The sequence below is a fragment of the Anaerozeibacter quisquiliarum genome (assembly GCF_051162045.1).
GTDB classification, from domain to species: Bacteria; Bacillota; Clostridia; order Christensenellales; family Aristaeellaceae; genus Anaerozeibacter; species Anaerozeibacter quisquiliarum.
On sequence record NZ_JBISDI010000004.1, the window covers coordinates 49,139 to 71,116 of the forward strand.

General features: G+C 64.5%; 19 protein-coding genes. 11 read left to right on the forward strand and 8 right to left on the reverse strand.

Annotated elements, in window-relative coordinates; all coding sequences use genetic code 11:
- Positions 1–49 precede the first annotated feature (49 nt).
- Positions 50–355 carry a hypothetical protein gene (locus ACH6CV_RS02620; RefSeq protein ID WP_456356606.1) on the reverse strand — a complete coding sequence of 102 codons (306 nt, stop codon included), beginning with the start codon at positions 353–355 and terminating at the stop codon, positions 50–52.
- Between the two features lie 13 nt (positions 356–368).
- Positions 369–2,180 (reverse strand): GH25 family lysozyme, encoded by a 1,812-nt coding sequence (locus ACH6CV_RS02625; protein ID WP_456356607.1) that lies wholly within the window; start codon positions 2,178–2,180, stop codon positions 369–371.
- 160 nt (positions 2,181–2,340) lie between these two features.
- Here ACH6CV_RS02625 and ACH6CV_RS02630 point away from each other — a divergent pair, with 160 nt between their 5' ends.
- From ACH6CV_RS02630 to ACH6CV_RS02680, 11 genes are all read left to right on the forward strand, one after another.
- The gene (locus tag ACH6CV_RS02630; protein ID WP_456356608.1) at positions 2,341–2,844 is read left to right on the forward strand and encodes a superoxide dismutase family protein; all 504 of its coding nucleotides are present in this window, start codon (positions 2,341–2,343) and stop codon (positions 2,842–2,844) included.
- Positions 2,845–3,353: 509 nt separating this feature from the next.
- Complete coding sequence (locus tag ACH6CV_RS02635; protein ID WP_456356609.1) at positions 3,354–4,283, forward strand: substrate-binding domain-containing protein; 930 nt, start codon at positions 3,354–3,356, stop codon at positions 4,281–4,283.
- A 133-nt stretch (positions 4,284–4,416) separates the two neighbouring features.
- Positions 4,417–5,886: a sugar ABC transporter ATP-binding protein gene (locus ACH6CV_RS02640; RefSeq protein ID WP_456356679.1), complete on the forward strand. Its 1,470-nt coding sequence runs from the start codon at positions 4,417–4,419 to the stop codon at positions 5,884–5,886.
- On the forward strand, positions 5,887–6,909 hold the full coding sequence (locus ACH6CV_RS02645; protein WP_456356610.1) for an ABC transporter permease: 1,023 nt from the start codon (positions 5,887–5,889) through the stop codon (positions 6,907–6,909).
- Positions 6,910–6,932: 23 nt separating this feature from the next.
- Entirely contained in the window at positions 6,933–8,531 is a 1,599-nt protein-coding gene (locus tag ACH6CV_RS02650; RefSeq protein WP_456356611.1) for a peptidoglycan-binding domain-containing protein, read from the forward strand.
- Positions 8,532–8,918: 387 nt separating this feature from the next.
- Positions 8,919–9,752 carry a MurR/RpiR family transcriptional regulator gene (locus ACH6CV_RS02655; RefSeq protein WP_456356612.1) on the forward strand — a complete coding sequence of 278 codons (834 nt, stop codon included), beginning with the start codon at positions 8,919–8,921 and terminating at the stop codon, positions 9,750–9,752.
- 17 nt (positions 9,753–9,769) lie between these two features.
- Positions 9,770–11,101, forward strand: a complete 1,332-nt coding sequence (locus tag ACH6CV_RS02660) for an ADP-dependent glucokinase/phosphofructokinase (protein WP_456356613.1) — start codon at positions 9,770–9,772, stop codon at positions 11,099–11,101.
- Positions 11,102–11,134: 33 nt separating this feature from the next.
- Positions 11,135–12,688, forward strand: a complete 1,554-nt coding sequence (locus tag ACH6CV_RS02665; protein ID WP_456356614.1) for a sugar ABC transporter ATP-binding protein — start codon at positions 11,135–11,137, stop codon at positions 12,686–12,688.
- Complete coding sequence (locus tag ACH6CV_RS02670; protein ID WP_456356615.1) at positions 12,675–13,655, forward strand: ABC transporter permease; 981 nt, start codon at positions 12,675–12,677, stop codon at positions 13,653–13,655. The genes ACH6CV_RS02665 and ACH6CV_RS02670 overlap by 14 nt, the downstream gene beginning before the upstream one ends.
- 55 nt (positions 13,656–13,710) lie before the next feature.
- Positions 13,711–14,658, forward strand: coding sequence for a substrate-binding domain-containing protein (locus ACH6CV_RS02675; protein WP_456356616.1), 948 nt, complete (start codon positions 13,711–13,713; stop codon positions 14,656–14,658).
- 85 nt (positions 14,659–14,743) lie between these two features.
- Positions 14,744–15,610: a ketose-bisphosphate aldolase gene (locus tag ACH6CV_RS02680; protein ID WP_456356617.1), complete on the forward strand. Its 867-nt coding sequence runs from the start codon at positions 14,744–14,746 to the stop codon at positions 15,608–15,610.
- Here the strand turns inward: ACH6CV_RS02680 and ACH6CV_RS02685 are convergent.
- The 6 genes from ACH6CV_RS02685 to ACH6CV_RS02710 form a co-directional block, all read right to left on the reverse strand.
- On the reverse strand, positions 15,598–17,325 hold the full coding sequence (locus ACH6CV_RS02685; protein WP_456356618.1) for a DEAD/DEAH box helicase: 1,728 nt from the start codon (positions 17,323–17,325) through the stop codon (positions 15,598–15,600). The genes ACH6CV_RS02680 and ACH6CV_RS02685 overlap by 13 nt on opposite strands.
- Positions 17,322–17,702, reverse strand: coding sequence for a hypothetical protein (locus ACH6CV_RS02690; RefSeq protein WP_456356619.1), 381 nt, complete (start codon positions 17,700–17,702; stop codon positions 17,322–17,324). The genes ACH6CV_RS02685 and ACH6CV_RS02690 overlap by 4 nt, the downstream gene beginning before the upstream one ends.
- 3 nt (positions 17,703–17,705) lie before the next feature.
- Entirely contained in the window at positions 17,706–17,915 is a 210-nt protein-coding gene (locus ACH6CV_RS02695; RefSeq protein ID WP_456356620.1) for a heavy-metal-associated domain-containing protein, read from the reverse strand.
- Positions 17,916–17,976: 61 nt separating this feature from the next.
- Complete coding sequence (locus ACH6CV_RS02700; RefSeq protein ID WP_456356621.1) at positions 17,977–18,474, reverse strand: HD domain-containing protein; 498 nt, start codon at positions 18,472–18,474, stop codon at positions 17,977–17,979.
- A complete protein-coding gene (locus ACH6CV_RS02705) occupies positions 18,474–20,243 on the reverse strand; it encodes an ABC transporter ATP-binding protein (RefSeq protein WP_456356622.1) in 1,770 nt (589 codons plus the stop codon). Before ACH6CV_RS02705 ends, ACH6CV_RS02700 begins: the two co-directional genes overlap by 1 nt.
- Entirely contained in the window at positions 20,244–21,965 is a 1,722-nt protein-coding gene (locus tag ACH6CV_RS02710; RefSeq protein WP_456356623.1) for an ABC transporter ATP-binding protein, read from the reverse strand.
- Positions 21,966–21,978: the final 13 nt, after the last annotated feature.

Here is a 21,978-nt window from a genome sequence, read left to right on the forward strand (position 1 = left end):
ACAGCCGCCCCGCATCGATTACAAGCAGCATTGGGTGATTTACTGAGTTTTAATTCTTCGGCCCGTCACCGCCCTCGCGCTTCTTGAACGTATTCTCATATGCGCCCATCGCGGCCAGCGCCACCACAAAGGCGTTGAGCGCCAAGAGCGGCGCGTCCTGCCAGGCAAGGCCGGTCGAGAATACCTTCGCGGCCAGCATGATGCCAAGGGACAGCGCCAGCACGAATGCGCGCGTCGGGATCTTCCACACGCGGTCGAGCGGTACCTTGAGGTATTGGACGATCAGCAGCACGGCCGCCGTCGCGCCGGTCGTGGTCAGCAAGCTACCCCAGTCGAACATCTCCTGTGCATTCATAATGTGATCCTCCTCATTTGATAAGATGTTCAAAGCTCAGCCCCTTGCCAGTCATCCGGTTCATGTCAATGCGCCCGGTGATGCCGGGGACGCTGCCTCCGCTTGAGTACTGGTGCAGCGTGCAGGGGTAGGCCGGCCACTTGCCCGGCTTGCCCGCGAGGTTGGCGGCTTTGTTACCGTAGCGCGGAATCCACACGAAGTCGGCCTCGGCGTAATTCAAATCCCACAGCTTGTACAGGTGGTGCCCGACGTAGATGCCGGTCTTGCGCGCGCCGAGGCGTTTCAATTCGCCGAGGAACGCCGAGCAGATGCCCCGCGCATGGCCCTTATCGATGCCGCTGTACTCCATGTCGGCGACGTAAAAGCGCGGGTCGTGGGGCGAGGCCTGCCGCCAGAACAGCCGCGCCTCCTGAACGGCCTCGGCGGCGGTCGTCGCCTTGACGTAGTGGTAGGTGCCGTAGACGATGCCCGCATCCTTTATCAGCTTTGCGTGCCTGGGCCACTTGGCGTCCGGATTCCCGCCGACCGACGCGCGATGGATGACCAGCTTGACGTGCTTTGCCATCCTGGCCGCCGCCGCCGCATCCGCAATCGTCTGGTAGGCGCTGATGTCCACGATGGCGCGCGGGTCGTCCGGGGCCGGATCGGAGCCCGGGGGCGCGCCGGTTGAACCGTCCGCGAATCGCCCGAGCCGCGCGTACCTGCCGCTGATCCAGCACAGCGCGCCCTCGCACACCACGCCGTGCCAGCCGTCCGCCGTGGCCATGCCCGCGTAGGCCAGCTGATCGCCCTTCCCTGCGACGAATACGATCCGGCCGCCCGTGTTCGGCTGGGTGCGCACGTTGACGGTGTCTCCGGTCACCAGCACGTATCGGTCGGGGTCTTTGGCCGGGTCCTCCTCGCCGGTGGGTTCCAGGTCATTCTCAGGCTCCGGTTCTTGCGATACTTCGTCTGCGCCCTCGGGCGGCTCCTGCTCGACGATCTCGCCTTCGGCGACGGGCAGCTCCACCTCGCGGCCCAACTGCTCCATCAGCACCTTGTGCGTCAGCGCATCGTAGATGCCGTCGGCCGTAAGATGGTTCGCACGCTGGAAGTTGCTCACCGCCGCCTCGGTCTTCGCGCCGAAATCTCCGTCCGCGCCGTAGCCGCCCAGGTCGTAGCCCCAACCGATCAGGATCGACTGCAGCTCGCGCACGTCCTCGCCCGCGCCGCCCTTTTTCAGCGCCCGATCGCCCAGCGCGTAGGAAAGCGCGTCGGCGTCCGCCTCCACTTCGACCTCGTCGTAGAGCGGGCGTCCGTAGCCGTCGATATAGGTGCTGGTCTTTTTGTAGGATTTCGCGAGCACCGCGCCGCCGTTGGTGACCAACGTGCTCCCGCCGCTGGTGTTGCCCTCGATCGTGTAGATCCTGGCGGCGTCCACGCGGGTCACGATGCCGACGTGCCCGATCCGCCCCTTTGAAACCGAATAGAAGAACACCACGTCGCCCGGCCGGGGGTCGGCCTGCGCGCGCTTTGTGTAGCGGCCTGCCTCCCTGAAATACCGCGCGCCGGTCGGCGTGTAACAGTGCAGCGTCCTGCACAGCAGCCGCTTGGCCGCCGCAAGGCCGAATTCATACGCAAACACGCAGCTCACGAACGCCGCGCACCATTGCATGTTGAGGGTGCCGCTGTTCATGAACTGCTTGTAGTCGCGGTTGAAGCGGGTATAGTTCTGCTTGCCCGCGTTGGCCGTGAAGTCGTCGAGGTCCTTGTTCGACTTCTTCTCGACGTATCCGATCCATTGCTTCGCCTGCGCGATCACACGCTCCGGGGTAGCCCTTGTCATCGAGATCACCTCGTTTCATGTTATATCAGATTGCCTTGGTGTGCCATCACGCCAGGGGGAGCATACAAAAAGCGCCCCGACATGGAGCGCTAAGAACGGCAGTACCCGGCGCGGCATAGCCTGTATTGGCGCCACCAAGACGCCGATGGAGGTTTGTTCGATGAATCAAGACGATACCTACAATCCGTTGCGGGGCCGCAGGCCCATCGCCACGGCCCGCATCGCGGGCAGCGAGCTTGCGCCCGATATCCGTGGAGACATCAGCTTCTACGCCGCGCCGGGCGGCACCATCGTCGCGGCCCAGGTCAGCGGCCTGCCGCCGATCTCAATGCCGACCGAGCAGAACCCGATGCAAATCGGCCCGTTCGGGTTCCACGTGCACGAGGGCAGCGCCTGCGGCTCCCCCTCGGGCGCCGCCCCCTATGCCGCCGCGGGCGGACACTACAACCCCACAAACCAGCCGCACCCGCTGCACGCGGGCGACCTGCCGGTGCTGTTCCCGAATGACGGCCGCGCCGAAATGCAGCTCTACACCAACCGCTTCCGTCCCCAGGACGTTATCGGACGAACGGTCGTCATCCACCAGATGCCCGACGACTTCCGAACCCAACCCGCCGGCGACTCCGGCATGCGCCTCGCCTGCGGCGAGATACAACAACCGTAATGCAGGGGAGTATAATCCGGGCTGTAGCGCCGGGAAAAGCGCTGCAGCCCGCATAACTTGCTTGCGTGCGCCGGTTTTTTATGCGCCGCTCAATCCGGCGCGGGGTTTATGCAATCGCATTCTACCGCAACCGCTGATTTCATGGCCTCTGCCGCACAAGAGGCATCCGGATTTGCCAAATCACCGTGAATGAAGGTTCGGGCGGCCCGTTTTTTGCTCACATTGCCCTCGCCGGCAGCCCGTCAGCCCATGCGCCATCCGGATTGGCCGGCATGTACGCATGGGTTTGGTTCTTGGATCGCCCCCGGTATCGCACGCTCCGACATCCGAACAACCGCCTGATGGCGAGGAAGACATGCTCTGCCTTGCTGCGGACGCGGGCCTTGCCATGTTTGACGCCCGCACGGCGCCACGTAAACTCCGTTTACATTTACTGTTGACATTCTATGCTTATGCACTTATAATTCAAGTGATCTTTTATGGTCAAAAATATGAGGAGGTTGGCGTTCATGAAGAAATTTCCCGCGCTGTTACTGGCTGTGGTCCTGATTCTCGGCATCGGTTCGGTGGCGATGGCCGAGGGCAAGGTGTTTGGCTACACCTGCATGACCATGAACAATCCCTTCTTCATCGTGCTCGAAAAGGCCATCCGCGAGAAGGTGGAGGCGCAGGGCGACGAGCTGATCACCGTGGACCCGTCGATGGACGTGGCGCTGCAGATTTCACAGGTGGAAGACCTGATCGTGCGCGGCATCGACGGCATCTTCCTGAACCCGGTGGACTGGGAGGGCATCACCCCCGCGCTCGACGAGCTCAACAAAGAGAACATCCCGATCATCAACTTCGACACCGAGGTCAAGGCGATCGACAAGGTGACCGCCTACGTAGGCTCGAACAACTTCAACGCCGGCTACGTGTGCGGCGAAGACCTGGCCAAGCGCCATCCCGACGGCGGCAACATCGTGGTGCTCGACTCCCCGACCATGAACTCGGTCAACGACCGCATCTCGGGCTTCTTCAAGGCCATCGAGGAGTCGGGCGTCAAGTTCGAGGTGGTGCACCAGGCCGACGCGCTGGGCGACCTGCCCACCGCGATGAAGATCATGGACGACGTGCTGCAGAAGGATATAGAGATCGTCGCCATCATGGGCGGCAACGACCCGACCGCGCTGGGCGCCTATGCCGCCTGCAAGGCCGCGGGCCGCTCTGAAATCGAAATCTACGGCGTAGACGGCTCGCCCGACGCCAAGGCGGCGATCGCCGAAGGCGGCCAGTTCGTGGGTTCGGGCGCGCAGAGCCCCAAGACCATCGGCTATGACTCGGTCACCGTGGCCAACAAAATCTTGGCCGGCGAGTCGTTCGAGTTCCGCACGCCGGTGAAGACCTTCCTGATTACGAAAGACAATGTTGCCGAGTACGGCACGGACGGCTGGCAATAAGAGTCGCTTGAATCCGGCTGCCGTCGGATTCAAGTGAATTGGGACCGGGGGCGGGGCAGATCGTCCCGCCTCCGCCTTTATACCAAACTAAGACGGAGTGATGCAATTGTCAAGCGAGCAGACGCGGCTTCGGATGGCGGGCGTGCACAAGCGCTTTCCCGGCGTGTACGCGCTCAAGGACGTCACATTTGACCTGCGCCCGGGCGAGGTGCACGCGCTGCTCGGTGAGAACGGCGCGGGCAAGTCGACGCTGATTAAGATATTGGGCGGCATCCACCCGATCGACGAGGGAGAAATCGAGATCGACGGCCAGATCGTTGCGATTCGCGGCGTGCAAGACGCCCAGCGCAACCACATCTCCATCATCCACCAGGAGCTGGCGCAGGTGCCGCACATGACCGTCGCCGAGAACATCTTCCTCGGCAAGGAACTGCTCGGCCGGTTCGGCACCATACGCCGCGACGAGATGACCGCCCGCGCGCAGCAGCTGCTCGACGCCTACGACCTCGACGTGCGCGCGGAGCAAAAGCTCTCCAATCTGACGATCGCGCAGCGGCAGATGATCGAGATCATCAAGGCCGTATCGTTCAACACGCGCATTTTGGTCATGGACGAGCCCACGAGCTCGTTGTCGGACAAGGAAGTGGAATTCCTGTTCAAGACCATCCGTCGGCTCAAGGGAGAGGACGTGGGCATCATCTACATCTCGCACCGGCTGAGCGAGCTGTTCGAAATCTCCGACCGGGTGACGGTTTTGCGGGACGGCGAAGTGGTGGGCACGCGGGTGACCAGGGAGGCGACCGCGGTCGAGCTAATCAATCTGATGGTGGGCCGCGAGCTGACCAACTACTACACGCGCACCTTCCACCCGTTCGGCGAGGAGGTGCTGCGGCTTGAACATGTGTCGGCGGGCGAGCTGGTCCGGGACGTGAGCTTCGCGGTGCGCGGCGGCGAGATCCTGGGGCTGGCGGGGCTGGTGGGCGCGGGGCGCAGCGAGATCATGCAGGTGGTGTTCGGGCTCGAGAATGTGACCTCGGGCGAGCTGTTCATGCACGGCAAGCCGGTGACAATCGCTTCGCCCAACGAAGCAATGGCGCTGGGCATCGGCCTGGTGCCCGAAGACCGCAAGAAGGAGGGCATCTTCCCGACCAAGGCGGTCGGCTTCAACATCACGCTCAAAATCCTTAAGCAGATCATCCGCGGGCTCAGTGTCGACAGTCGGCTGGAGGACGAGACGATCACCCACTATATCGACGCGCTGTCGATCAAGACGCCCGGCCCCGAGCAGCTGATCGCCAACCTGTCGGGCGGCAACCAGCAGAAGGTGGTCATCGCGCGCTGGCTGGCGACCAAGCCGCAGGTGCTGATCCTCGACGAGCCCACGCGCGGCGTGGACGTGGGTTCGAAAGCCGAAATCTACGCCATCATGAACGAGCTGGCCGAGCAGGGCGTGTCCATCATCATGATTTCCTCGGAGCTGCCCGAGATCATCAACATGAGCGACCGCGTGGTGGTCATGGGCGGCGGCTCCGTCAAGGGCGTCCTCGAACGCGACGAGCTCTCACAGGAGAAAATAATGATGTTGGCAACGGAGGGCATGTAGATGAAACAGGAACGCATCGCCTCAAGCAGCCTCGCAGGCAACCCGGTCACCCGGTTCAGCCGCAAATTCTTCAAGGACAACGCCGCCACGCTGATCGGCCTGATCGCGATCGTCTTCCTGCTCCAGCTGATGACCGGCGGGGGCAACCCGATGAACGGCGTGTTCTTCCGGCAGAAGAACATCCTGAACGTGCTCAGGCAGGTGTCGATCAACGCCAACCTCGCCTGCGGCATGACGCTGGTAATCATATTGGGCGGCATCGACATCTCGGTGGGCTCGATCATCGCACTGTCGGGCGTACTGGCGGCGGGCATGATTCAGAACTACGGCCTGCCGGTGTGGGTGGCGGTCGCCGTGGGCGTGGGCACGGGCCTTCTGTGCGGCATGTTCAACGCGTTCATCATCTCGACGACGCCGCTGCCTCCGTTCATCGTGACGCTGTCTATGATGCAGATGGCCAACGGCTTCGCCCGCATCTATACCAGCGGCTCGCCGATCCGCGTGATGAACGACGATTTCAATTTCCTGGGCTCGGGCTACCTGTGGGGCATCCCGATCCCGGTGATCTACTCGCTGGTGCTGGTGGGGATAACGGCCTACATCCTGAATCGCACGAAACTGGGCCGGCACATCTACGCGGTGGGCGGCAACCGCGAGGCGGCGCGCTTCGCGGGCATCAACGACAAAAAGATCCTGTTCTTCGCCTACTCGTATTCGGGCCTGCTCGCGGGCTTCAGCGGCGTGGTGCTGGCGGCGCGCATGTTCTCGGGCCAGCCGACCGCTGGCGACGGTCAGGAGATGGAGACCATCGCGGCCACGGTCTTGGGCGGCACCTCGATGCTGGGCGGCCAGGGCGCGATGGGCGGCACCGTGATCGGCGTCTTGATCATGGGCGCGCTGTCCAACGGCCTGAACCTGCTCGGCATCAACTCGTTCTGGCAGTACGTGGTCAAGGGCGTGGTGATCCTGATGGCGGTCTACATCGACGTCATCAAGAAGCGCTCCAAGAAGATCAGGCTGTAACCCGCGGCCGGCAAATCGACGATATGGGAAAGGTGATCGGCATGCGCATGTTCCGCGTCCTTTTGTCCTGCGCGCTGTCGCTGTTGGTGCTCGCCCTGGTCGTGCCCGCGTCCGCGCAGAGCGCGGCGGCACCGGAGGCAGCCTACGCCTCCGCCGTCAAGGCGTTCGACGAGGGCGACTACTTAGCCGCCCGGCCGCTGTTTGAGGACGCGGCCGGCCACGGGCAAAGCAACCTGTACCTGCTGTGGATCGAGGGATACGAGCGCCTCGGCGCGGAAGAACTCGACGACGCGGCCACCATCTACGACGCGCTGGCCTCCCGTTCCTTCCTGAACAGCGCGGACATGCTGGCCTATACCCGCGCGCGCCTGATGGAGCGCGCGGGCGATCTCTCCGGTGCGATCGAAGGTTACAGGGTGCTCGACGTGCTCGACAGCGTCAACCGGCAGATCGATCTGACCCGTCAACTGCGCATGGCGACGCCGACGCCTGCGCCTGTCCCTACGCCCTCCCCCGCCGGTCGCAACGAGCTGGCCGTGGCCGTGGACGGCGTAAAGCGGCGGCTGCCGCTATCCGGCGTCTTTGTGCAGACGGTCGAAAGCAGCGGGAAATCCTTTCTGCACGTCTACTTTAGCGAAAACAGTTTTTATATCAACGTGGACATCCCCGTCGATATGAAGGGCGGCCAGTCCGTCGACCAGCATACCGGCGTAACATCCTATGGCTGGCTGTACGGGTTGCAGGTGACCGACCACAGCTACAGCCCTTATAGGGAGTACAATGCCTCAAACAGCATCCACGATCCCTACGGCCCCGATCCGTCCGGCTCCTCCTTCCGCATCGATCTGGACTCCATCAGCGCGGACGGGCGCGCCTACCGCGGCACGCTTTCGGGCGCCTTGTTCACCGAAGCGGGGGAAAGTCTGGTCCTGTCGGACGGAGCGTTCTGCTTTGAACTGGAAGACGAAGATCTGGCCGACGTGCGGCGCGGCAGGGTCGCGCCTACGCCGACGCCCGCGCCGACGCCCTACTACGCCGGCTTGGGGAAGGGCGACGAGGGCTGGGCGGTAACCCGGCTGCAAAACCGGCTGATCGAACTGGGCTATCTGCGCGATACGGCGGACGGCGAGTACGGCGCGCTGACGGAACAGGCGGTCAGCGATTTCCAGCGCGCGAACGGACTTTCGAGCGACGGATACGCCGACAGCGCGACCCAGGTCCGGCTGTTTTCCGTCCTCGCCGCCGCCTACCGCGAGCCCGATGTGGCGCTGGTGGTCAAACGCCCCACGAGCTGGGGCGAGTGGAAGTCGCTCAGCAAGGACAGGATGAAGTTCCGCATCGAGGTGCAGAACGTATCCACATGGCGCACGGTCAAGTCGTTTGAGCTGTACTGCTATCCCGGCGGGCAAGACGGGGCCAATCTGCTCGGCGACCGCGTCTACTACAAGACCACGAAGAAGAGCGTCAAGCCTGGCCAGACCGTCAAGTGCGACTACTTCACCATGGACTATCGCTCCAGCACCGACGAGGTCTATTGCGGCGTCCGCAAGGTGACCTATTCGGACGGAACCGTCGCCGTAAACGACACGGTCGATTATGGATGCTGGAGCATCTCCTGGTAGCGCCCATTGCACCCGCTCCGCCCGCAGCCGCTCCATCGACCGGCCGCATGTGTTCACGCGCCTCGGACTGGCGCAGGATGCTCGTCCTCGTCCGGCGGCGCGTCGTCCATCAGGGCCGCGAACGCTCGTACATAGCGTCGCCAACGAATTTCAGGATGGTAGACATTGAGGGGTTTTGCCGAGCCATCGAGCGCCGCGTCCACCTCTTCCCAAAACCGCCGTAACGCTTGCGGTCCCTCGGTCTATTGAACCATATGCCTTCGCTCACAAAAAAAACTTTCGTGAAATGCGCGATATGGATTGACACAAGGGGCGAATTCTTGTATAATCACGTTGATTTTCGAAATATTTCATTAAAATCCCACAGAAACGCAGAGGTGCGCGAAATTGGAATTCACAGATTCCGCCCTCGACAACATTCGCAGCAACCTCGACAGGGTTTTCTCCGCCGAGCGTCGCGTTGCAGAAGTTATTTTGAAGAACCCGGACCAGGTCGTCACGCTCAACGTCTCCGACGTCGCCGAACAAAGCGGCGTCAGCGACGCGACCGTCATCCGCCTGTGCAAGCGCCTGGGCTACACGGGTTTCTATCAAATGAAGCTGCAGCTGGCCCACGAGCTGGGCCGGAACCAGCTGCTGCGGGGCCAGGGCAGGGTGGGCAGGCCCGCGTCCACGGACGACCTGCTGCAGGAACTGGCGGCGGGCGTCATGAGCATCAGCCAGGGCGTCGACATGCCGGTGCTGATAAACTGCGTGGAACGGATCCGCTCGGCCGGCACCGTCTACCTCGCGGCGGTCGGCAATGCCGTGCAGGTGGCCGAAGGGCTGTCGTTCCGGCTGGGGCGGCTGGGCATCCGCGCGATCAGCGCCAACCACCCCGAACAGATGATCATCAACATCAGCAACGGCACGCCGGGCGACCTCGTGATCGGCATCTCGCACTCGGGCAGCTCCAGACAGGTCATCAACGCCTTCGAGCTGGCCAAGAAAAAGGGCATCCCCACGATGGCCCTGACCGATATCAAGCGCTCCCCAGCGGAGCAGGCGGCCGATATCACGCTGTCGACCGGCGTCGTCGATTCGAACGTGTTCATCTTCGGGGCGACCTCCTACCTGTTCCTCTACGCGCTGACCGACCTGATCGTATTCTTCGTCGAGGACGCGCGGCAGGGGTTTGAGGACGATATGGTCGAGTACGTGCTGTCGGATACCAAGGTTTAAGGCGGCGGAGGGTTGTCATGGATCATCGGATGTTGTATCAAAGCGCGCTGGACCAGACCGAAGCCGACGCCGCCCGCTGCGCCGGCGGACATCAGATGGTACTGGGCTATACGAGCAACCTCGACGTGCTGCTTGAATGGGACGGGGCCGCCTTTGCCCGGATCGCGGACGAGTATTTGAAAGACGCCCCCGCATACGCGGCGGGCGATCGGATCGACTCGATGGAGGACTTCGCGCGGATCGTCACCCACTTTCTGGCGGCCGGGCGGGGGGCGGAGGTCGATATCGCCGCCCCGGTGTGCGAAATCCTCGAAAGCCGCTTTGAGACCGCCTACGCGCTGGGGGGCACCTGCGCGCAGGGCGCGGCGGCGCTGGGCGCGCTCGGCTTCCCGGCGACCGCCTACCTCACCGACCGGTCGCGCGCGGTGTGCGACTTGATGGATCGGCCCGGCATCGCGCTCTACGCGGATGGGCGCGTTGCACCGATCGGCGCATGCGTCTCGGGCGAGCCGCCGGTCAGGCACGTCATCCTGCAGTACCCGCAGGGCGCGGAGGTAAAGGCCCGGGGGATCACCTACCGCGCGCCCGCCTCCAACCGGATGATCCTCGACGACGATCAGGTGCACAAGACGCTGCCGATCGAGCCCGGCTTCCTCGCCTGGTGCGAGGAACACGCGAGCGATATTCGCGTTTTGGGCATATCGGGCTTCAACGCGATCGTCGATTTGCAGGTGCTGACCGACCGGCTGGATCTGCTGACCGCTCACTACAAAGCCTTTCGCGCGCGCAATCCGCGCGCCGCGATCTACCTGGAAGGCGCCTACTACCTGAACCCCGACGTCAAGGATCTGGCCTTCGAGCGGCTGGCCCGCTCGGTCGACGTGCTGGGCATGAACGAGGAGGAACTGGCCGAGCACGCCGCGCGGCTGGGCTGCCGAACCGACACCGGCAACCTGCCTTCGATCCTCGAGGCCCTTCAGCGGCTGTTGTCGCGCTGCCCCGCAAAGGGCATCGTGCTGCACACCGCGGATTATTCGATGTACTTCGGGCGGAAGCTGCCGGGCGTCAACCTTCCAAAGGGCTTGGCGCTGGGCAACCTGATGTCGGGCACCCGCGCCCGCACCGGCCGGTACGGCACGAAAGCGGACTGCCTTGAGACGCTCGAAACCCAGCCGCTCAGCGCGGCGGGCGTTCAGATGGCGTCGGCCTTGAGCGGCATCCGGACCGGCGAGCACTTGGTTCAACTGGTGCCGACGCTGCGCATGGAACAGCCCCGGTGCACGATCGGCCTGGGCGACACCTTTACCGCCGGCATGCTGACCGCCTTTATCCGCGAGGCGGCGGAATAGATCGGCAGCGACTCAAAAAGGGGGGGATTCGCCTTGGACGGCAAGGGCGGCGGACGCGAGTACATCCTCGAATGCAGCGACCTTTCGAAATCCTTCGGCGGAACGCGCGCGCTGGACGGCGTGCAGTTCAAAGTCAAGCCCGGTCAGGTGCACGCGCTGCTGGGCGAGAACGGCGCGGGCAAATCGACGCTGATGAAGATCATCATCGGCCTGCTCAAGGCGGACAAAGGTCAAATCACCTTTGAAGGCCGGCCCTATGCGGCCGCCAGCCCGGCCGAGGCGATCGCGGCGGGCATCTCGATGATCCATCAGGAGCTGAGCCCCGAGCCGCACCTGTCGATCGCCGAGAGCATCTTCCTCAAGCGCGAAGATACGCGGCCCGGAACGCCCTTCCTGAACAAGAAGGCGACCAACGAGCGCGCCGCCCGTCTGCTCAAGGAGTTCGAGCTCAAACTGAGCCCCAAGCTGCTGGTCGGGGAGCTGACGATCGCGCAGATGCAGATGGTGGAGATCATCAAGGCGGTCTCCTGCAACGCGCGGCTGGTCATCATGGACGAGCCCACCTCCTCGCTGGACAGCGAGGAGACCGAGCGCCTGTTCAAGACGATCCGCAACCTCAAGGCCGCCGGCGTCACGATCATCTACATCTCCCACCGCATGGAGGAGATCTTCAAGATCTGCGACGCCTACTCGGTGTTCCGCGACGGCCGCTTCATCGGCAGCGGCGAGGTCTCGGGCGTGACGATCGACAAACTCATCGCGATGATGGTGGGCCGCGAGGTCAAGAACATCTTCCCCAAGGTCACCCGCCCGATCGGCGACGTGGCGCTCAAGGTCGAGGGTTTGACCGGCAAGGGCTACGCCGACATCTCGTTCGAGGTGCGCCGGGGAGAGATTTTGGGCCTGTCGGGTCTCGTGGGCTCGGGCCGCAGCGAGACCATGCGCGCGATCTTCGGCATGGACCGATTCGAGCGCGGCAAGGTCTTCCTCGAAGGCCGCGAGGTGAAAATCCGCAGCCCGCGGGACGCGATCCGCCTCGGCATCGCGATGATCAACGAGGACCGCAAGGGCTACGGCCTGTGCCTGTTCCGCTCGCTGCGCGAGAACATCTCGCTGCCCAATCTGCCCTCTCGCCAGAAAGGGCTGCTGCTCAACCAGCGCCGGGAAAAGGCAGAATGCAACGAATACGCGAATCTGCTGCGCGTGAAATCGGCCGGCATCGAAGCCGACGCCTTCTCGCTGTCGGGCGGCAACCAGCAGAAGGTGGTGCTGTCGAAATGGGTCATGTCGATGCCCAAGGTGCTGATCCTCGACGAGCCCACGCGCGGCGTCGACGTGGGCGCCAAGGGCGACATCCACGCGCTGATGTGCAAGTTCGCCGCCGAGGGCATGGCCATCATCATGGTGTCGTCGGAACTGCCCGAGATCATGGGCGTCAGCGACCGGATCCTGATCTACCACGAGGGCCGGCTCAACGGCGAGGTCAGCCGTGAGGACATCGAGTCGGGCGCGGTGGGCCAGGAGGACATCCTCGCCAAGGAGTTTGGCGGCAAGCAAGGAGGGGGAAGCGACCGTGCAGCGCAATGAAGACAAGCGAATCCTGGGCATGGATCAGCACGATCTGAGCCTGTTCACCCGCCGGTACGGCATCGTCCTGGTCATGATCGCGATGTTCATCATCCTGGCGCTGTCCTCGAGCGCGTTCCTGACGTTTGGTAACATCACCAACGTGCTGTCCACGGTGGCGCTCAACGGCGTGCTGGCGATGGGCATGGTGTTCGTCATCACCGCGGGCGGCATCGACCTGTCAATCGGCTCGATGCTGGCGCTGGCCTCGACCTTCATCGGCATCGTGCTGCAGGCGACCGGCAATATCCCGCTGGCCTGCCTCGGGGCCGTCGCGATCTGCACGCTGTTCGGCTTAATCAACGGCTTCTTGATCGCCAGATTCAACATGTTCCCCTTCGTGGTCACGCTGGCCAGCCAGCTGGTGATCCGGGGCTTGGGCTACGTGATCTCGGGCGGGTACTCGTTCGCGCTCGCCAACCCCGACTTCTCCCAGATCGGGCTGGGCAAGCTGTTGGGGTCGGTCCCCTACCCCATCCTGATCCTGCTCGGGATCACGATCCTCGCCTACCTGCTGCTGCACTGGACCCGGTTCGGCCGCTATGTGTACGCGGTGGGCGGCAACATCGGCGCGGCGAAGGCCTCGGGCGTCAATGTGTTCTGGACGCAGATCGCCACCTACCTAATCAGCGGCTTCTGCGCGGGCGTGGCCGGCATCATCATGACAGCGCGCATCAACGCGGCGCAGCCCAACATCGGCATCGGCTACGAGACCGACGCCATCGCAGCCTGCGTCATCGGCGGCACCTCGTTCGCCGGCGGCATTTCGACGATCCCCGGCACGCTGGTGGGCATCATCATCATCGGCCTGATCTACAACGGCATGAACCTCGTGGGCATCAGTTCCTATTGGCAAACGATCTGCAAGGGCCTGTTAATCATCGCCGCGGTGCTGATCGACACGCTGATTAACAAGCGCAGGAAGTGATCTTGTCCCGGCGAAACCGGGCTGAGATAAATAAAACAGGAGGAGAACACGATTTATGAAGAAGCTCATCGCTGCGGTCCTAACCCTGATGCTGGCGCTGTCCCTGTTCGCGGTCTCGGCCGTTGCCGAGGCCAAGGCGGAAGTCAACGTCGCCTACATCGCCAAGAACACCGTGGACGCCTTCCACGCGACGCTCAACAACGCCGCCAAGGAATCACTCGACGCACTGGTCGCCGACGGCACCATCGCCAAGTGGCAGCTCTACGACGGGCTGACCGACCCCATCACCCAGGTCAACCTGATCGAGGACGCGATCAACAACGGCGCCAACTTCGTCGTGCTGCTGCCGGCCGAGAGCCAAGGCAGCGCGCCGGTCGTCACCCGCTGCAAGGACGCGGGCATTCCGATCGTCGTCATCAACTCCAAGACCAACAACACCGACGAGCTCGCCAATGCCTTCGTGGGCTCCAATGACGTGCAGGCCGGCGAGATGATGGCCACCTTCGTCAAGGAGCAGGTGCCGGACGGCGGCAAGTACGCCCACATGATGGGCATCGTGGGCAACTCCGCGCAGATTGACCGCGGTCAGGGCATCAAGAACATCATGGACGGCGACGCCAAGTGGGAAGCCGTCGGCGACTTCGCGGCCGACTGGTCCGCCGACAAGGCCGTGCAGTTCGCCACCGACGCCGTCAACAAGTACGGCGCGGAGCTCAAGGCCATCATCTGCGACAACGACGACATGTCCTCCGCCGTGCAGGCCTACTGCAACTCCGTCGAGCGCTCCGACATCGTCTGCATCGGCGTCGACGGCAACCAGGGCCCGCTGACCATGGTCAAGCAAGGCGCGCTGCGCGCCACCATTTTGCAGGACGGCGCGGGCCAGGTCAAGGCCGGCATCGCGCTGATCCCGGACATCCTCGCCGGTAAGGAAGTCGAGAAATCCATCATGATCCCGTTCGTGCAGGTGGACGCCGCCAACGTCGACCAGTTCCTCAAGTAATACCACCAAAGGCCGGCCGCGGGCCGAGTGGCTCGGCCCGCGACCGGCAAGCATCTACACCGCTATAATTGGAGGCTACATCCGTATGTTGATGAATATCGCGCAAATCCTCTCCGTCGCCAACGAACGCAACTTCGCGATCCCCGCGTTCAACATCGGCACCTGTCAAATCCTCAAGGCCGTCATCGAATGTTGCGAGGAGAGGAACGCCCCGGTGATCCTGGCGGTTCACCCGTTGGAGCTCAACTTCCAGGGCGACGCCGTCATGGCCGCCATCGCAGCCGCCGCGAACGCCACCCGGATCCCCGTCTGCATCCATATGGATCACAGCTCCACCATAGAGGACATCCTGCACGCGGTGCACACCGGCTTCACCTCGGTGATGATGGATGCCTCGAGCAAGTCGTTTGAGGAGAACATCGCGCTGACCCGCCAGACGGTCGCCATCGCACACCCGCTGGGCATCTCGGTCGAGGCCGAGCTCGGCACGATCGGCACCACCGAGCACGACACCGAGGGCGGCACCTCCGAGATCACCTACACCAACCCCGACGACGCCGTGCGATTCGTCGAGGCCACCGGCATTGACTGCCTGGCGATCGCCATCGGCACCGCGCACGGCATCTACCCCAAGGGCTTCGACCCCCGGCTGCGCCTCGACCTGCTCAGCGAGATCAAGCGGCGCGTGTCGATTCCGCTCGTGCTGCACGGCGGCTCAGCCAACCCCGACGCCGAGATCGCCGAGAGCGTCAAGCGCGGCATCAACAAGATCAACATCTCGTCCGACACCAAGGACGCCATGTACCGGCGGCTGCGCCAAGTGCTGGCCGATCCCCACATCCGCGAGCCCTTCGAGCTGTACGTCGAGCCCATCAAGGCGATGAAGGACGTCATTTATCACAAGCTCGCGCTGTTCGACGCGGTCGATAAGACACAGTACTATACCCTGTAATCCGGCCCTTCCTCGCGCAGCCGCTCGACCAACCGCCGCATGTGCTCGCGCGCCTCGGATTGGCGCAGGAACTGCTCGTCCTCGTCCGGCGGCGCGTCGCCCATCAGGCCCACGAACTGGCTGACCTTGAGCCCCAGCGCCTCCTGCATCGCCTGGTCGCTGCCGCGCGGAGAGACGAGGTAGTAGCACAAGAGCGAATCCCGCTGGCCGATCCGGTGGGCGCGGTCCTCGGCCTGGGCATGCACCGCGGGCGACCAGTCGAGCTCGCCGAACACCACGCAGGTGGCGCGTTGCAGGTTGAGCCCGCTGGCCGAGCGCAGCGAGATCGCGCACAGGTCGGTGCGCCCCTCCATAAACGCCTTAAGCGAAGCGTCCTTCTGCCTTTCGTCCTCGCGCCCGGTGATAAAGACCGGCCTGAGCGCCTTGAGCTCCCGCTTGTAGGCGTCCATGACCGCATGGTGGTGCGCAAACAGCAGCACCTTCTCCCCGCCCTCTACGAGCGCGCGCACGAATGCCGCCGCGTAGGGGGCCTTTGCGATGCCGGTGGCCTGGCGCTCGAGCGAGCAGATCTGGTCCTCGATCAGCGCGCGTTCGGACGCGCTTTGCGCCTCGTCGAGCTGCTTGAGGCGCGCCGCGACCGGACGCATCAGCTCGCGGTAGAGCCCATCGTTCCAGTCGATCTCCTGCACCAGGCGCCGCTTGGGCAACAGCTCGCTGAGCACGTCGGCCTTGCGCCGGCGTAGCATCAGCCCCTCGCGCCGGAGGTGCTCGCCCAGCAGCTCCGGCTTGGCCACGAGCTTCGAGGCGTAGCCGTAACACCATTCGCGCGAAAAGCTCTCAAAATCGCCCAGGCAGTGAAAGTCGAGGATGTTGACGACGTTCCAGATCTCGCCGCCCGCGTTGTAGATCGGCGTGCCGGATAACCCGACCACGTTCTCGCAGGGCCCGGCCAGCAGGCTGGCCGCCGAATATTTCTCGGTGCCGGCGCGGCGCAGCTCCTGGATCTCGTCGAAGATCACCGCGCCGAAGCGCATGTTCGGCAGCACCTGTTTCCAGCCGCGCAGCAGCAGGTAGTGGATGATGTAGATGTCGGCCGGCGGCAGTTGATAGGGCGTCAACCCCCGGATGACGTGTACGCGCACACCGCCGGGAAGCCGCAAGAACCGCTCGGCCTCGCTGCGCCAGTTGCGCACGAGGTGGGGCGGCACGACCAGCAGCGCCGGGAAGGCCGCAAGCGAGGCGATGAAGCCGAGCGCCTGAACGGTCTTGCCCAGGCCCATCTCGTCGGCCAGCAGCGCGCGGCGGCTGGCGAGCAGGAACGCCAGCCCCTGCTGTTGAAACGGCATCAGTTCGCCCGCGAACGTCCCCTCGGGCGGCGCGGCGTATTCGGGCGCGCCGAGGCGCTGCTCGCGCAGCGTGGCGTACGCTCGCGCCTCCTCGAGCGCTTCTTCCCAGCGCGCGCGGTCGGCCTCCTTGACGTCCAGCGGGTAGCGCAGCATCAGCCAATTGAGGTCTCCCACGACGCGCCGGTGCGCGGTGAAGCGGGCCACGCCCCTCCCTCGCCCGTCGCAGCCGGGAAACAGCCGCTTGGCGAGCTCCGTCACGCAGGGCTCGCCCTTGATGACCCAGCACTTCGATTTGCGGTTGTAGCTTAAAGTGCCGTAGGTATGCGACAGCGCGTAGGGCTCGCGCAAATAGGCCGGATACAGGCTCACGGCAGCGCCACCCCCCACAGTCGATTGAGGCCGAACACCACAACCCGCTTGCCCGCTACCCGGCCGGGCATGCGAACGCCGCGCGTGGCGACCAGCACCAGCGCGTGGAGCCTGTCCGATTTCAGGTATTTCTCGGCCTGGGCGCGCAGCGCGCGCGCGGGCGCCGCGCCCCGCTTGACCTCGATGCCCACGTCGCCGGCCAGAAAGTCGATCCGGCAGCGCGGGGCGAGCGGGACCTCATGTTCGCATGCGATCCCGGCGCGCGCGAGCGCCTCGCCGATCATGCGGTGCAGATCGTACTCGCCCGGCGTCGCCGGCACGCGCAGCGGCCGCAGCGCGGCGAGCACGCCGGAGAGCGTTTCTTCCGTGTCCGGCATGGCTCAGGTGATTTGGATCACGTCGTAGCCGGCGTCCTCGACGGCGCTCTTCAGCTGCGCGTCGTCCACCGGCCCGGTCAGCGTCACGGTCGCGGTATGCTTCGCGAGATCCACCGTCGCGCTCGCGCCCGGGATGGCATTAAGCGCCTTCTCGACATGCGCCTTGCAATGTCCGCAGCTCATGCCCTCGATCATGATGGTCTTGGTGGTCATGGGGTTATCCTCCTTGTCTTTCATACGCATGATGATACCCGCCCCGGTCATTGGGCAAACATCACGGACGCCGGGCCAGGTACATCGTGTTCAGCATCCACTTCCCCGCCCGGGTCTTGAAAACCCTTTCCAGCGCGGCGCGGATGGCGGCTTCCGGCATGGCGGCTTCGTCGGCATTGACGAGAAAATCCGCCTCCAGCAATATCTGATGATCGATGTCGCGCACATCGTCATAGGTGTGATGATGCCCCACCAGCCAGGCGACGCGCTCCGCGACCGGATCCGGGGCGGATAGTTCCGCCATGAATTGCCGCGCCAGCGGGATGCCCTCCTCCTCCTGATGCTTTGCGTCCGTGTTGCCGTACTTCTTCTGGCATAGCGGGCGCGCAATGTCGTGCGCAATCGCCGCGAACTCGAGCACCTGCTGCGTCTCGGCGTCCAACCTCTCGCTCGCTCCGATGGCCTTCGCGAAGGCATACACCTTCAGGGAATGGTTGACATTGTGCAAATCGCCGCCATAGAAGTCGATCATCTTCTCAATCGCCGCACCGATCACCATTATGCGTTCCCCCTTATCATATCGAACTGACTGTTGTACAGCCTGGCATAACTGCCGCCGCGTTTGAGCAAATCCCCGTGCCTCCCCTGCTCGACCACACGCCCGTTTTCCATGACCAAAATCAGGTCGGCGTGCTCGATTGTCGAAAGCCGATGCGCCACGATGAAGCTGGTCTTGCCCTCCATCATGCGGGCGAAGGCGTCCTGGATGCGCCGCTCGGTGCGGGTGTCGATCGACGAGGTGGCCTCGTCCAGAATCAGCATCGAGGGGTTCATCAGCATCACCCGCGCGATGCCGATCAGCTGGCGCTGCCCCTGCGACAGCGCGGCCTCGCCGCCCGTAAGCTGCGTGTCGTAACCGTTCGGCAGGCGCGTGATGAACGAATGGGCGTGCGCGGCGCGGGCGGCCGACGCTATTTCCTCGTCGCTGGCGTCGGGTCTGCCGAGCGCGATGTTCTCGCGCACGGTGCCGCCGCGCAGCCAGGTGTCCTGCAGCACCATCCCAAAGCTTGCGCGCAGCGACGCGCGCTTGATCCGCAGGACATCCGCTCCATCGACCGATATCGCGCCCCGGTCCGCGTCGTAGAATCGCATCAGCAGGTTAATCAGCGTGGTCTTGCCGCCGCCGGTCGGCCCGACGATCGCCACGCGCTCGCCCGGCTTCGCCTCAAGGCTCAAATCCTCGATCAAGGGCCGGTCGGGCCGATACGAAAACCAGACCTTGTCCAGCGCCACCCGTCCCAGAACATCTTCCATCTCCAGCGCGCCTTCCGCATCCGGCGCTTCGGTCGGCGCTTCGATCAGCTCGAACACCCGCTCGGCGCAGCTGAGCGCGTTCGTCAACTCGGCCATCACGCCCGATATCTCGTTGAACGGCTTGGTGTACTGGTTGGCGTAGGTCAAAAACGCCGACAGCGCGCCCACGCTGATGCCGCCCGACATCGCCGACAGCGCGCCCGCCATGCCCACGCCCGCATACACCAGCGCGTTCACGAAGCGGGTCGCGGGGTTGGTGATCGAGGAATAAAATGTGGCGCGCAGCGACGCCCCTTCGAGCTTCCCGGCAATCTCGTCAAACCGCGCTTCCACCGCGCGCTCGTGCGCGAACGCGCGCACCACCTTCTGCCCCGAGATGATCTCCTCGACGAAGGCGGTCTGCTCGGCGCGCGCCTCGGCCTGCGCGCGGAACATGTCGCGGGTGCGCCGCGCGATGAACGCGGCCACCACCAGCGACAGCGGCGTGATTAGTACCACCACCAGCGTCACGCGCGCGTCGATCAGCAGCATGAAGATCAGCGTGCCCGCGATCGTGGCGACGCCCGTGAACAGCTGCGGGAAGCCCATCAACAGCCCGTCGGAAAACTGATCGACGTCGGCGATCACCCGGCTGGCCAGCTCGCCCGATGGGTGCGCGTCCAGATACGACAGCGGCAGCCGCTCGATTCTATGGAACGCCGCCGCGCGAATCTCTTCAACCGTACCATAGGCGACTTTGTGGGCGATGACGTTCATCGCCCACTGCGCGGCGGCGGTAATCAGCACAGAGAGGCCGATGCGCGCGAGCAGCTCGGCCACGCGCCGAAAGTCCACCTTGCCGGCCCCGATGATCCCGTCGATTGCCTGGGCGACCAGCACCGGCACGTACAGCGTAAGCGCCACGCCCACCAGCGCGCACAGCAGCATCCAGACGATCAGCGCGCGGCTGCGGCCCACGTAGCCCAATACCTTCCCGAGCGTTCCCCGGCGCGGCGGCTCGTTCTTCCCCGGCATCTACGAAGCCTCCTTCGGAAACTGCGAATGGTAGATTTCCTGATACACCGCGCACGATTTCAGCAGCTCGTCGTGCGCGCCCACCGCGACCACCCTCCCGTCGTCGAGCACCGCGATCTGGTCGGCATGCATGACCGACGCCGCGCGCTGCGACACGATGAACACGGTCGTCCCCGAAAGCCCCCTGAGCGCGCGGCGCAATGCCGCGTCGGTCGCGTAGTCGAGCGCCGAGGCGCTGTCGTCCAGAATCAATATCTCCGGTCGGCGTATAAGCGCCCGCGCGATGGTCAGCCGCTGCTTCTGCCCGCCCGACAGGTTCAGGCCCCGCTGCGCGACTTTCGTGTTCAATCCCTCGGGCAGCGCCTCGACGAACGCCCTCGCCTGCGCCTGCTCGAGCGCATGCCACAGCGCCTCGTCGGTGGCGTCGGCCTTGCCCCAGCGCAGGTTCTCTCTGATCGTGCCCGCAAAAAGCTCCGCGCGCTGGGGTACCACGCCGACGCGCGCGCGCAGCTCGCCGACCGGCCAATCGCGCACATCCACGCCGTCCACGGCCACCGTGCCCTCGGTCGCCTCGTAGAAGCGCGGGATCAGGTTGACCAGCGTGGTCTTGCCCGAGCCCGTGCCCCCGATCACCCCGACCGTCTGCCCGCGCGGCACGGAAAGCGTCGCGCCGGTCAGCGCCTGCGCGAGCGCACCGGGGTAACGCATAGACACATTTTCGAACGACACATGCGCGAGCGCGAGCGCCGCCGGCGGCGCCGTCCCGCCCGGTCCCTCGCCCCGGGGTGTCCGCAGCACGTCCTCCACGCGGCTCCAGCAGGCCATCGCGCGCGTGACGGAGACGATCAGGCTCGCCAGCTTGACGAGCTCGACCAGGATCTGCAATAGATAATTGACCAGCGCGATCACCGCGCCCTGCGAGATCGCGCCCGCGTCCACCCGCGCCGCGCCGGTCCACAAAAGCACGATCAGCCCTCCGTTGAGCACCAGGTAGGTGGCCGGATTCATCAGCGCCGAAATGCGCCCCGCGAAGCGCTGCGCCTCGCTGAGACGGCGATTGCGCGCGTCAAACTCGTCGATCTCGGCATCCTCGCGGTGAAACGCGCGGATCACGCGCACGCCGGTCAGGTTCTCGCGCGTAAGCGACAAAAGCCGGTCGAGCCCGTTTTGCACCTTGCGGTAGAGCGGGATCGTGTACGCCATGATGCCGAACACGATCAGCGATAAGAGCGGAATCGCGGCGACGAAGACCAGCGCCGCGCGCGCGTCGATCGTGAACGCCATGATTGCCGCGCCGAGCACGATCGCCGGCGAGCGCAGAAACAGCCGCAGCGTCAGGTTCACGCCGGTCTGCACCTGACCCACGTCGTGTGTCTGTCGCGCGATCAGCGTGTCCGTGCCCGCCTGATCCAGCTGCGCGTAGGACATGCCCTGGATCCGATCGAGCAGCGCGCGCCGCACGCCGGTGGCGAAGCCAGCCGCGGCCTTCGCCGCAAAATACTGCGCGGTGATCGCGCTGACCATGCCCACGACGCCCAGCGCCACCAGCAGCATGCCGTACCGCCCAACCAGCGCGCCGTCGCGCCCGCCGATGCCCCTGTCCACGATCGCCGCCACCACCAGCGGCACGAACAGCTCGAAGCCCGCCTCCAGCAGCTTGAACAGCGGCCCGAGTATGCTTTCCTTCTTATAGGGCCTCAGAAACTTCCACAGGCTTCGCATCGCACCCTCCCGC

Coding starts and splice junctions, on each gene's coding strand:
- ACH6CV_RS02620 (WP_456356606.1), bottom strand. CDS start 355: ATGAATGCACAGGAGATGTTCGACTGGGGTAGCTTGCTGACCACGACC.
- ACH6CV_RS02625 (WP_456356607.1), bottom strand. CDS start 2,180: ATGACAAGGGCTACCCCGGAGCGTGTGATCGCGCAGGCGAAGCAATGG.
- ACH6CV_RS02630 (WP_456356608.1), top strand. CDS start 2,341: ATGAATCAAGACGATACCTACAATCCGTTGCGGGGCCGCAGGCCCATC.
- ACH6CV_RS02635 (WP_456356609.1), top strand. CDS start 3,354: ATGAAGAAATTTCCCGCGCTGTTACTGGCTGTGGTCCTGATTCTCGGC.
- ACH6CV_RS02640 (WP_456356679.1), top strand. CDS start 4,417: ATGGCGGGCGTGCACAAGCGCTTTCCCGGCGTGTACGCGCTCAAGGAC.
- ACH6CV_RS02645 (WP_456356610.1), top strand. CDS start 5,887: ATGAAACAGGAACGCATCGCCTCAAGCAGCCTCGCAGGCAACCCGGTC.
- ACH6CV_RS02650 (WP_456356611.1), top strand. CDS start 6,933: ATGGGAAAGGTGATCGGCATGCGCATGTTCCGCGTCCTTTTGTCCTGC.
- ACH6CV_RS02660 (WP_456356613.1), top strand. CDS start 9,770: ATGGATCATCGGATGTTGTATCAAAGCGCGCTGGACCAGACCGAAGCC.
- ACH6CV_RS02675 (WP_456356616.1), top strand. CDS start 13,711: ATGAAGAAGCTCATCGCTGCGGTCCTAACCCTGATGCTGGCGCTGTCC.
- ACH6CV_RS02680 (WP_456356617.1), top strand. CDS start 14,744: ATGTTGATGAATATCGCGCAAATCCTCTCCGTCGCCAACGAACGCAAC.
- ACH6CV_RS02690 (WP_456356619.1), bottom strand. CDS start 17,702: ATGCCGGACACGGAAGAAACGCTCTCCGGCGTGCTCGCCGCGCTGCGG.
- ACH6CV_RS02695 (WP_456356620.1), bottom strand. CDS start 17,915: ATGACCACCAAGACCATCATGATCGAGGGCATGAGCTGCGGACATTGC.
- ACH6CV_RS02700 (WP_456356621.1), bottom strand. CDS start 18,474: ATGGTGATCGGTGCGGCGATTGAGAAGATGATCGACTTCTATGGCGGC.
- ACH6CV_RS02705 (WP_456356622.1), bottom strand. CDS start 20,243: ATGCCGGGGAAGAACGAGCCGCCGCGCCGGGGAACGCTCGGGAAGGTA.
- ACH6CV_RS02710 (WP_456356623.1), bottom strand. CDS start 21,965: ATGCGAAGCCTGTGGAAGTTTCTGAGGCCCTATAAGAAGGAAAGCATA.